Raw genomic sequence first — 11,784 nt, 5'->3', positions numbered from 1 at the left:
CCACGAGCCTCGTGGACCCGTCGACCGCGTTACGGAAGCTATAACGACCTACACGAACGTCGTTCGAGCGTACATGAGTCCGGAGGACGGCGAGCCGGGGCTGGATCGGATCGAGGGGGTACCGCTCGACGACGCCGTCGACAGGGTCGTCGCCGATACGGGACGTGACCCCGACGCGGTTCGCCGCGCGCTCTCGCACGTCACTGACGACGAGGGCGTCGTGTCGACCGACGCGGTCGACGACGCGCTCGCGCACCTCTCGAAGGTGGTTTCGACCCCAGAGACGAGAGCCGAGTTCGCCGCGATCGAACTGTCGGACGCCCGGGAGGCGGCCGAACCGGTCGCCGACGTCGACACCGTCGCCGCACGGCTGGACGCGTTTGAGTCGCGGCTCGACGCGGTGGAGGCGCGGGTGGCCGACCTCGGTGTGGAACTCCAGCGCCTCGTCGACGGCGACGCCACGGACGACCTCTTCGAGACCGCGGCCGCGATCCGGGACCTCACCGAGACGGCCAACGCGACCCAGCGCGCGGCAGACGAACTCTACGTCGACGCCGAGGAGTTCCAGCGGTGGCTCGCGACGCCCGTCGCCCGGTACGATGAGTTCGCCTCGGAACTCGACGCGCTCGACGAGTCGCTCGACGCCCTCGCCGGGACCGTCGACGACCTGGCGGACGCCGTCGCGGGTGGAACGGACGACGCCGCCGCGGACGTCGACGCCGACGATCCGGCACTCGGCTGGTTCGAGGCGACGCTCCGTCACCGTGCGGTCGGACTCCTGCTCGCCGACCTCCGCGCCGAACTGGCCGACCTCCACACCCTGGCAGCGCGAGACGCGGCCGGCACGACCGCGGACTCCGACGACGACGGCGCGTCCCTCGACGACCTCGACGACCGCCTCGACGCGCTCGAACGCCGGTGGCACGCTCTCGACGACCGCCTCGACGACCTCGCGCGCCGGCGCTGGCACGACCGGTTCGCGGACCAGCTCCGCGCACTCGACGCCGCCCTCGACCCGTTCGAGCCGCCGATCGACTGGACCGACGTGCAGGCGGCGCTCGACGACGTTCGGGAGGACGTCGACGGGCTGGCGTAGCGCCCGCGCTCTCGGTCCGACGGGCCTCTCACACGCACACACGAAACGGGAGTCAGGAGGCACGAACACACCGACCGACGAATCAGGGGGGCGTCGTCGACGACTACAGGTGTTCGTTCCGCGTGAACGCCCGGATCGCCACGTCGGCGACCGCGTCGCCGTGGTCGAGCGTTCGTGCGAGCGAGTCGAGGATCCGCGCCGTCGCGACCGCGTCGACGACCGAGTCGGTGAACGTCGGCGTCGACTCGTCCACCAGCGTCGCGTCGAGCCCGTCGATCTCGTCGCGGGTGTCGGCGCTCCGATCGAGCGCCCGGTGGATCGTCTCGACCTCTCCGTCGCCGAGGACCGCGCTCGACGCGTCCTCGACGACCGATCGGGTCGCGTCGGCCGCGTCCGAGACCTCGCTGGGCATCGGTCCCACCGACTGTTCCCCGGCCCGTGCGACCGCGACGGCCTCCCTGGCCACGCCACGGAGGTGGCGTGCCGTCTCGTAGTAGTCGAACAGGTCGGGGCGGGTGACGTCCAGTCGATCGATCTCCTCGAGCGAGACGAGTGCCCGGCTGAAGTGACGCGACACCATCCCGAACAGCCGTTCGGCCTCCGCCCCGCGCTCGCGGAGCTGCTCGTGGACGCCGCCGGCTCCGTCCGTCGGGTCCTCGACGAGCGACGTGGTCGCCCGCCGGTGCATCGAGAGCGCGACGAACTCCAGCTGGACGACGGACTGGCGCACGGAGACGTCGGACGCGTCGAGCAGGTTCCGGACGGTGATCTCGTCGTCGGCTTCGTCGACGACCTCGGTGCCGACGAGCCCGCGAACCATCGCGTTCACCGCGCGACGCTCTTCGGCGGTGAACGGCTCCGCGCGCGCGAGTGTCACGGCCTCGAAACCGACGGCGAGCGCCGCCCGGAGCGTCCGTTTCACTCGCTCCGGTCCCGACCCGTCGACGTCGAGCCGCACGGCGGCGAGGTTCTCACCGTCGTTCGTGCGGCCCCGGACGACGATCGAGCCGTCGAGGTGCGTGTAGAGGTTGACGGACATCCCCGCCTCGAAACCGTGGGCCCTGGCCCACTCTTTCGGGATCGAGACGGTGTACGTCCCGCCGCCGACCTCCTGCAGTTTGCGTGTCTCCATCGTCACCTCCCGTCGTCGGAACGGGCGACCTCGGGCGAGGCGGGGACGGATGAACGGCTCACCGACGAACCGTTCGCAGGCGCACGGCCGCCGCCTGGCTCGCCGCCGCGGCTGTCGTCGCACGACATCGTGCTCACCCGAACTTGCCGGTGATGTAGTCCTCGACGCGCTGGCTCTCGGGGTTCTCGAAGATCTTGTCCGTGTCGCCGTACTCGACGAGCTCGCCGCCGGTGAGGAACACCGCCGTCTGATCCGAGATCCGGGCGGCCTGCTGCATGTTGTGCGTGACGATCACGACCGTGTACTCCTCGGCGAGGTCGTGGATCAGGTCCTCGATCTTCGACGTCGCGATCGGATCCAGTGCCGAGGCCGGTTCGTCCATCAACAGCACCTGGGGGTCGGTCGCCAGCGCACGGGCGATACAGAGCCGCTGTTGCTGTCCACCGGAGAGGCCGAGGGCGTTGTCGTCGAGGCGGTCTTTCACCTCGTCCCAGAGCGCGGCCTGTCTGAGCGACCGCTCGACGAGTTCTTCTTCCTCTTCCTCGTTACTGCGGCCGAGCAGCCGCGCCAGCAGCCCCGTCTCGATGTCGCCGTGTTTCCGCGGGCCGTAGGAGATGTTGTCGCGGATCGACTTCGGGAACGGGTTCGGCGACTGGAACACCATGCCGACTCTCTTTCGAAGTTCGACGAGGTTCACGCCGTCCTGGTAGATCTCCTCGCCGTCGAGCGTGACCGAGCCGTCGATCCGCGCGGACTTGATGCGGTCGTTCATCCGGTTCAGACACCGGAGGAACGTCGACTTCCCGCAGCCCGACGGGCCGATGAGCGCGGTGACGCTTTTCTCGGGGATCTCCATCGAGACGCCCTTGATGGCGTGGTCGTCGCCGTAGAACACGTCGAGGTCCTCGGAGACGAGTTTCGCCGCCCCGTCGAACCGGTAGTCGATCCACTCGGGTCGCGTCTCCTCTTCGGTCTCGCCCGCGACCGTCTGCAAGGGCTGGCCTGTGCTGCTGTCGGTGCCGCTCGTTTCCTGGGATTGGGTGGTTTCGCTCATGATTACTCGTATCGGAGCTTGCTTCTGAAGTAGTACCGCGTCGCGATGCCGATCGCGTAGAACGACAGGACGACGATCAACAGGACGAGCGCCGTCGCCCACCGGAAGCCGGTGGGGTCGGCGACGCTGTCTCCGAGGCCGACGCCTGCCGTGATCAGCGCGAACAGCTGGTAGGGGAGCGCGGAGGTGGCCTGTAGCAGTTCGGGGTTGGCGACGAACGGCGGCGCCGATGTGAACTCGAAGCCGCCGATCACGTCGACCGTCTGCGCGCCGGGGACGAACGTGCCGCCCGCCATCGTCAGCAGGATCGGCGCCGTCTCGCCGGCAATCCGGCCGACGCCGAGGATGACGCCCGTGACGACACCCGGGAGCGCCGCCGGCAGGACGACGCTCCTGATCGTCTGCCACTTGCTCACGCCGAGCGCCACGCTCGCGTCGCGGTACTCGTCGGGCACGGAGATCATGGCCTCTCGGCTCGTGATCACCACGAGCGGCAGGAGCATGAAGCCGAGCGTGAGCATCCCCGATAGCAGCGACTTCTGGTTCCCGAACCGGGGGATGAGAAACGCGAAGCCGAACAGGCCGAAGACGATGCTCGGAGTGCTCCAGAGCCCGTTGGTCGCGACCTCGACGACCTGGGTGAACCGGCCGCGCTCGGCGTACTCGGTGAGGAAGACCGCCGCCCCGATGCCGAGCGGCACCGCGAACAGCACCGCGCCCACGACGAGCCAGAACGTGCCGACGATCGCGGGCAGGACGCCCTGGAAGTCGTTTAACAGCGCGACCCCGTTCATCACGAACGGCACGTAGAGCGGCCAGGTAAACGTGAAGCCGAACAGCGTCGTCTCGGGGCCGACGCCGGCACCGAACTGGGCGCCCGTGAGTACGCCTGGGACGCCCTGGACGACGACGAACGCGACCAGAATGAACAGGAAGGCGACGATCGAGATCGCGTTCAGGTAGACGAGCGTGTACGCGCCCATGCGGCGGCCACGCGCGCCGAAGCCGCCGTACGCCTTCGCGGCCGCCCAGCCGGCGAACAGCGCGCTGAACAGCGTCGCGACCGGGATGACGAACTCCGCGGTCAGCGAGGCGCTCTGCTCCCAGCCGAGGTCCCAGATCCACTCCGGTCCGATGAAATTCGTCAGGAACACCAGTCCAGTCAGCAGCGGTATGGCTCCGATGGGGATCGTCGAGCCCACGTCCTCGCGCGCGTATACGGTGGCGACGAACGCGCCCCCGCCGATCACGACCCCGCCACCGATCCCGCCGACGGTGCCAAGTCCCAGCGTCTGTGAGGCGAACCCGCCGGCGACGACGAACCACGAGACGCCGGCCACTCCGGCGGCGATCAGTCCGGCGCTCGAACTCGGCGTCGTCTCGACGTATCCGAGCCGCGAGCCGACACCGAACGAGATCACGGCGACGCCCAGCAACACGAGCAATCCGCCCAAGAGGCTGACGGTCGGGATCCCGGCGACCGGTTCGCTGATCGTGATCAGCTCGAACAGCGCGGCGATCGAGAGCGCGAACAGGACCGCCGAGAGGCCGACCGCGATCCCGGCGACGGCGTCGGTACCGGTCGTCTCGCGCTCGACTAGTTTGCTCTGCGTCGCGCCCGCCATCAGACCTCACCTCCCAGTTTGCGCCGCATACGCCACTCGATGTACTGCGCGCCGACCGAGATGAACAGCACGGTGACGAAGAGGATGACGCCGGCGATGAACAGCGCGTCCATCTGCAGGCCGTCGGCCTCGCCGTAGTTGCGGGCGATGAGCGACGTGAGCGTCTCCTGCCCGTAGAAGACGTTCACGAGCGGCTCCGTGAGCCGAGGGACGCCCCGGAGCATCACCGTCGCGGCCATCGTCTCGCCGATCGCGCGACCCACACCCAACAGCACCGCCGCCGACACTCCGGAGAAGGCGGCGGGGAGCGTGATCGACGTCATCGTCTGCCAGTCGGTCGTCCCGACGGCGAGCGAGCCGCTCTTCATCGACTCGGGCACCGACGAGAGGGCGTCCTCGGCGACCGACACGACGGTCGGGAGTGCCATCAGGCCGACGACGACGCCGACGAAGAGGTACGTTCCCTGCCCGGTGAGGTCGAACTGGTCCGACGCCCACGGGCTGAGCACGGTGAAGCCGATGAAGCCGTAGACGATCGAGGGGATCCCCGCGAGGATCTCGACGCCCGGCTTGACGAACTCCCTGACGATGTCCGGGGCGATCTCCGAGAGGAACAGCGCCGCCGACACTCCCAGCGGAGCGGCTACCGCGGTGGCGATGATCGTCACCATCACGGTTCCGTGAATCATCGGCACCATCGAGTACCGGATCGGTGAGGAGACCGCGTCCCACCGCGTCTCGATGAACATCCGGAGTCCCGGGACGGTCACCCCGAACACGGTGGCTGACTCGTACTGCACGACCGGGACGGACTCGATGAAGATGAAGACGATGATGAGCCCGAGGATGAGTAGCGTCGAGATCGTCGTCGCCAACGTCAGTACCAGCGCCGTCTCCTCCTGATACCGGATCCAGCCGTACGCCGAGGCGGCGAGGAAGACGGCGAACGGAGCGACCGTCAGCGGCGAGACGAGCAGAAACCCGACGAACGCGGCGAAAAGTGACAGCGATATCACTGCGATGGTGACGAGCGCGCCCGGTGACGTGTCGTCGACGAAGTCGCGGAACCGACCGACCTGTCGCTGCGCCTTCTCCTGCAGACTTGTTCTCTTTCCGTCCGTGACTGATGCCATTTTGTGTATGAACGTGTCGTGTGGTGTGGTGTGGTAAAAAAGAGCGAAGCGAACCGAATCCGCGAGCGCCTCCTGCCGAGTCGACCGCCTCGCTTACGCCATCAGCGACTCGAGCTGGCTTTTGAACTCCTCGAGGTCGCTCGTCGGCAGCGGGATGTAGTTGTTCTGCTCGACGAAGACGGTCTGTCCGAACTCCGTCAGGAACATGTTGATGAACGCCGCCTCGCGCCGGTCGCGGCCGCCCCCGCCGGGGTTGGACTCCTCGATGAGCGTGTACATGTGGAGGTCACGGTTGAGCGGGTAGCTGGCGTCGAAGATGGTGTTCTCCGCGTCCGGGTCCGGCTCGTAGAGCGTCCCCTCGAAGTTGATGCCGATCGGGATGACCGACTCGCTGGTGAACGCCAGCGCCATGTAGGCGATAGCGCCCTCGTTCTGGGAGACGAGCTGGGCGACCTGCTGGTTCTGGCCCTGCCGGGTGTCGACCTCCATCGGCGCGTCGGCGTCGCCGAGCATGTTCAGCCTGAAGGAGGTGTCCGTCCCGGAGCCCTCGGCGCGGCCGATCACGAAGATCTCCTGGTCGTAGTCGACACCCTCGAGTTCGCTCCAGTTCGAGACCTCGCCCTGGAAGATCTGGCGGACCTGCTCGCCGGAGAGCTGCGTGACGCCTGCCTCCTGGACGTCGGAACTGACGACGACCGGCTGGCCGTCGCGGCCGACGACGTTGTCGACGACCGTGTTGTTCGCCTCCTCCTCGCTCCAGTCGAGCTCGGCCGTGATCGGACCCGAGGAGTTACCGATGTCGACGAGGCCGTCGACGACCGCCTCGCAGCCGGTGCCGGAGTGGCTCAGACCGACCGTCGTGGGGAACGGCGGCGAAGAGCGCTGCTCGGTCGGCTCGAAGCCGAACTGGCTCGCGAAGTAGTCCGCGATGAGCATATCCGTCTCGATCTCGCTCCAGCCGGGGACGGTGCTCTCGGAGTTCGACCCCCAGTACTCGCCGTCGGACGGCGGCGCGTTGGAGTTCCAGTAGGAGGAACCCTTGTTGGAGATGGGGTACACCGTCGAGGAGCCCTCGGCGGTCAGCAGCGACGTGTCGGACGAGGATGAACTCGACTCCGTCTCGCCCTCCATCGACTCGCCGTCGCTGCTCGCTTCGGTCTCGGTCTCGCCACCGCTGCTGCCGCCACTGCTCCCGTCACCGCTGCCGCTTCCACCGTCACCGCCCGAAGACTGCCCGCTACAGCCGGCGAGGCCGGCCGCGCCGGCAGCACCCGTCGCCGCAATGAACTTACGCCGCGATACCCGGTCACTCAGACGATTTCGGTCGTCCGTCATCACTCGAGAGATGCCGAGAACTGATTAAAGCGGTTTATAATACCCCTCATCAGGTCTCGGAGGGAGTCCCCTCCGGTACCGGGTCGAAACCCGTGGTACCCTCACATACGTCCCGTTCCGCGGATCTCTCCCCGTGTATAGCTCACACTGTTGTGATACCGAGCAGTATCAGTCGTCGTCGCGGAACCGTAGCCATCCAGAGTAGTATGCAGAGTATATATCTTCGAGTGCGACGGCGGTCCTCCCTCCCTGCGGGTCGCGGCGGTCACGCTGACGACTGCGGAGCGCCGACCGATGAAAAGCGAGGAGGTGCGGCTACTGGAAGCCGATGCGGCCGTCGCGGCGTTCGGCGAACGACTCGCGCCCGCCGCCCTTGAACTGGTCCTGCATCCGCTCGTAGTAGTCCATCAGGTCGTCGGTGATCGTCGGTCGGACCGCCTCGAGCGCCTTGCGGAAGTGACGCATCTCGATCTCGTCGGCTTCGGTGTCCTCGCGGAGCGCCTCGATCGCCGCTTCACGCGCGATGGACTCGAGGTCGGAGCCGACGTAGCCCTCGGTGATCTCGGCGATCTCGCGGAGGCTGACGTCGGGTGCCAGGGGGCTGGTCCCCGTGTGGATCTTGAGGATCTCCTCGCGGCCCTCTTCCGTGGGTTCGCCCACGAGGACGAGTCGGTCGAACCGACCCGACCGAATCAGCGCCGGATCGATCATGTCTGGTCTGTTCGTCGCGCCGATGACCATCACGTCGCCCATCTCCTCGAGGCCGTCCAGTTCGGTCAGGAGCTGGTTGACGACGCGTTCGGAGACGTTGTTCCCCATCTCCTGCCCGCGCGAGGGCGCGAGCGAGTCGAGCTCGTCGAAGAACACGACCGTCGGGGAGACCTGTCGCGCCTTGCGGAACGTCTGGCGGATCGCCTTCTCGGACTCGCCCACCCACTTCGACAGCAGCTGCGGGCCTCTCACCGAGATGAAGTTGGCGTTGGTCTCGTTGGCGACCGCCTTGGCGATGAGCGTCTTCCCCGTCCCCGGCGGGCCGTAGAGCAGGACGCCCTTCGGCGGCTCGATCCCCATGCGCTCGAACCGTTCCCGCTCGCGGAGCGGCCACTCGACGCTCTCTTTGACCTGCTGTTTCGCCCCCTCGAGGCCGCCGACGTCGTCCCACGAGATCTTCGGCAACTCGACGAGGACCTCGCGCATCGCCGACGGTTCGACCTCGCCGAGCGCCCCGTTGAAGTCGGCGCGCTTGACGATCATGCGGTCGATCAACGACGGCGGGATGTCCTCCTCGTCCAGGTCGATCTCGGGGAGGTATCTCCGGAGGGCCTTCATCGCCGCCTCCTTCGTGAGCGACTCGATGTCGGCGCCGACGAAGCCGTGGGTCTCGTCGGCGAGCATGTCGAGGCTGACGTCGTCGCTGAGGGGCATCCCCCGGGTGTGGATCTGGAGGATCTCCTTGCGCCCGCCCTCGTCGGGGACGCCGATCTCGATCTCGCGGTCGAACCGCCCCGGCCGTCGGAGGGCCGGATCCACGGAGTCGACGCGGTTGGTGGCGGCGATGACGATCACTTGCCCCCGCGTTTCGAGCCCGTCCATCATCGTCAGCAACTGGGCGACGACGCGGCGTTCGACCTCGCCCGTGACGTCCTCGCGCTTGGGTGCGATGGAGTCGAGTTCGTCGATGAAGATGATCGAGGGTGCGTCCTCGTTGGCGTCCTCGAAGATCTCACGCAGCTGTTGCTCGGACTCGCCGTAGTACTTCGAGATGATCTCGGGACCCGCGATGGAGAAGAAACTCGCGGAGGTCTCGTTCGCGACCGCTTTCGCGAGGAGGGTCTTCCCGGTGCCGGGTGGCCCGTGCAGGAGTACGCCCTGCGGCGGTTCGATCCCGAGCTTCTTGAAGATCTGCGGGTGCTTCATCGGGAGTTCGACCATCTCCCGCACGCGCTGGATCTCGCCCTGCAGGCCGCCGATGTCCTCGTAGGTGATGCCGCCGCCGGTCTTCTCGAAGCCCGAGATGGGCTCCTCGCGGAGTTCGACGTCGGTGTCCTCCGTGATGAGACAGACACCCTCGGGTTCGGTCTCGACGGCGATCAGCGGGATCGCCTGCCCCGGCGACCGCATGAACGGGTGGTTCGTCGAACTCATCACCGGGACGATGTCGCGTTCGACGACCGGCCGCTTCAGGATCTGTCGTTTCACCATGCCGGCGGCGTCGGAGCCGAACTGCACCGACGCCTCCTCCGGGGGTGCGAGGACGAGCTTCTCGGCCTTCTTCGCCTCGGCCTTCCGGATCGTGACGCGCTCGCCGATGCCGACGTCGGCGTTCTGCCGGGTGAAGCCGTCGATCCGGACCGTGTCCGTGTTCCAGTCCTGCCGGTCCGCACGCCACACCTTCGCCGCCGTGGTCTCGCCACCTTCGATCTCGATGATGTCGCCCGGCGAGAGCTTGAGATGGAGCAACGTGTCCGGGTCGAGACGGGCGATGCCGCGCCCCGAGTCGTTCGGGTACGCCTTCGCCACTTCGAGTTGCACTTCGTTCATGATTTACTCGCGAGGATTCCTCCGTAGATGTCTGGTTTCAGCGACGCCGCGGCATAAGTGCTTTGTTAGGGGGGATCGACCCATCTCCGCCGCCTTGTATGTTATCATGTGTCATGGTACGCCGCGGACGTATTAATCCCTACCGACACGGGTGCGTACCGCACAACCGCGGCGTCTTTGGCCCCCCCACTCGTTCACCCGGACATGCGAACGCTCGCCTTCGATGGACGGATGGGTGCCAGTGGCGACATGCTCCTCGGCGCGCTGGTCGCCGCCGGCGCAGACCCCGCCCTCCTCGCTCCCGTCGAGGACGCACTCGGCGTCCGGTATCGCGTCGCCGAGACGACGCGGAACGGACTCGCCGCGACCGCCGTCGACGTGCTCGTCGCGGAGCCGACGGCCGACACCGACGACGCGGACGACGGTCACGACCACTCGCACACGCATTCGGAGGACGACGATCACGATCACGACCACTCACACGATCACGACCACCCGGCTGGCGAGGACCACGACCACGACCACGACCACGACCACGACCATTCGCACGATCACGATCACGACCACGACCACGACCATTCGCACGATCACGATCACGACCATTCGGCAGGCGAGGGCTACGACCACGACCACGACCACGATCACCACAGCCACGGGCACACACAGCCGACCGCGGAGGATGCTGGCCCCCACCGGAGCTACGCCGAGGTGCTCGACGTCGTCTCGGGCATGGGCCTCGACGCGGCGGTCGAGTCGCGGGCCCGGTCCGTGTTCCGGCGGCTGGGCGAGGCGGAGGCGGCCGTCCACGGGACCTCGCTCTCGGCGACGCACTTCCACGAGGTGGGTGCCGACGACGCCATCGCAGACGTCGTCGGCTGCTGTCTCCTCCTCGCCGACCTCGACGTCGACCGGGTCGTGACCACGCCGCTCGCGGCCGGCGGCGGCTCGGTCGAGATGAGCCACGGGGTCTACCCCGTCCCGGCCCCGGCGGTCGTCGAGATCGCCTCGGATGCGCGGTGGTCGCTCCGCGGGGGACCGGTCGAGGCCGAACTCCTCACCCCGACGGGTGCGGCGATCCTCGCCGAGATCGCCGACGGTGTCGACGCGCTCCCTCCCCTCTCGGTCCGGGCGTCCGGCTACGGTGCCGGCACCAGGGAGTTCGACGACCACCCGAACGTCCTCCGGGCGATCGTCGGCGACGGTGCCGGACGGCTGGTGCGCGACGACGTCACCGTCCTGGAGACGAACCTCGACGACGCCACGCCCGAGGTTCTCGGGGGGCTCCAGGAGTCGCTCGCCGCGGTCGGCGCGCGTGACGTCTCCGTCGTGCCGGTGACGATGAAGAAGTCCCGACCCGGCCATCTCGTGAAGGTCGTCACCAAACCCGAAGACGCCGACCGCGTCGCCCACCGCCTCGCCGTCGAGACCGGCACGCTGGGAGTGCGCGAACACGGGGCGGGTCACCGCTGGATCGCCGAGCGGACGGTCGAGACGGTCACGCTCGACGTCTCGGGAGAGCCGTACGAGGTCAGGGTCAAACTCGCCTCGACGACCGACGGCGACGTGTTCGACGTCAGCGCGGAGTACGAGGACGCCGCCGCCGTCGCCCGCGAGACCGGCCTCGCCGTTCGGGAGGTGCTCCGACGGGCGGAGACGGCGGCTCACCGGCGACCCGACGACGTGCCACCTGACGCCCCCGTCGGCGGCGACGACGCGGGAGACGACCATGACGCGAACGGAGACGGTGACGATCGCGACACGAACGGAGACGGTGACGATCGCGACACGAACGGAGACGGTGACGATCGCGACGCGAACGGGGACGGAAGTGGCGACGGCGCGAACGGGGACAGCGACCGCGACTGACG

General features: G+C 67.9%; 8 protein-coding genes. 2 read left to right on the top strand and 6 right to left on the bottom strand.

Annotated features, from left to right (window positions below):
• Positions 1-73: 73 nt before the first annotated feature.
• The gene (locus FZP69_RS18420) at positions 74-1,096 is read left to right on the top strand and encodes a halo transducer protein (RefSeq protein ID WP_152042822.1); all 1,023 of its coding nucleotides are present in this window, start codon (positions 74-76) and stop codon (positions 1,094-1,096) included.
• A gap of 103 nt (positions 1,097-1,199) precedes the next feature.
• Here the strand turns inward: FZP69_RS18420 and FZP69_RS18415 are convergent, their stop codons facing one another.
• From FZP69_RS18415 to FZP69_RS18390, 6 genes are all read right to left on the bottom strand, one after another.
• Positions 1,200-2,228 carry an AbrB/MazE/SpoVT family DNA-binding domain-containing protein gene (locus FZP69_RS18415; protein WP_152042821.1) on the bottom strand — a complete coding sequence of 343 codons (1,029 nt, stop codon included), beginning with the start codon at positions 2,226-2,228 and terminating at the stop codon, positions 1,200-1,202.
• Between the two features lie 133 nt (positions 2,229-2,361).
• On the bottom strand, positions 2,362-3,282 hold the full coding sequence (pstB, locus tag FZP69_RS18410) for a phosphate ABC transporter ATP-binding protein PstB (protein ID WP_152042820.1): 921 nt from the start codon (positions 3,280-3,282) through the stop codon (positions 2,362-2,364).
• 2 nt (positions 3,283-3,284) lie between these two features.
• Positions 3,285-4,907: a phosphate ABC transporter permease PstA gene (gene pstA, locus FZP69_RS18405; protein ID WP_152042819.1), complete on the bottom strand. Its 1,623-nt coding sequence runs from the start codon at positions 4,905-4,907 to the stop codon at positions 3,285-3,287.
• Positions 4,907-6,040, bottom strand: coding sequence for a phosphate ABC transporter permease subunit PstC (gene pstC / locus FZP69_RS18400; protein WP_152042818.1), 1,134 nt, complete (start codon positions 6,038-6,040; stop codon positions 4,907-4,909). The genes pstA and pstC overlap by 1 nt, the downstream gene beginning before the upstream one ends.
• A 93-nt stretch (positions 6,041-6,133) precedes the next feature.
• A complete protein-coding gene (locus tag FZP69_RS18395; protein WP_152042817.1) occupies positions 6,134-7,375 on the bottom strand; it encodes a PstS family phosphate ABC transporter substrate-binding protein in 1,242 nt (413 codons plus the stop codon).
• Between the two features lie 315 nt (positions 7,376-7,690).
• On the bottom strand, positions 7,691-9,916 hold the full coding sequence (locus FZP69_RS18390) for a CDC48 family AAA ATPase (RefSeq protein ID WP_152042816.1): 2,226 nt from the start codon (positions 9,914-9,916) through the stop codon (positions 7,691-7,693).
• Between the two features lie 204 nt (positions 9,917-10,120).
• Here FZP69_RS18390 and larC point away from each other — a divergent pair, with 204 nt between their 5' ends.
• Positions 10,121-11,782 carry a nickel pincer cofactor biosynthesis protein LarC gene (gene larC, locus FZP69_RS18385; protein WP_192918644.1) on the top strand — a complete coding sequence of 554 codons (1,662 nt, stop codon included), beginning with the start codon at positions 10,121-10,123 and terminating at the stop codon, positions 11,780-11,782.
• Positions 11,783-11,784: the final 2 nt, after the last annotated feature.

Origin of the sequence: Salinigranum salinum (genome assembly GCF_009176545.1) — an archaeon.
In the GTDB taxonomy this organism is placed as follows: domain Archaea; phylum Halobacteriota; class Halobacteria; order Halobacteriales; family Haloferacaceae; genus Salinigranum; species Salinigranum salinum.
Note: the sequence above shows the minus strand (reverse complement) of the source record. Positions and strands in the feature narration are given on the sequence as shown.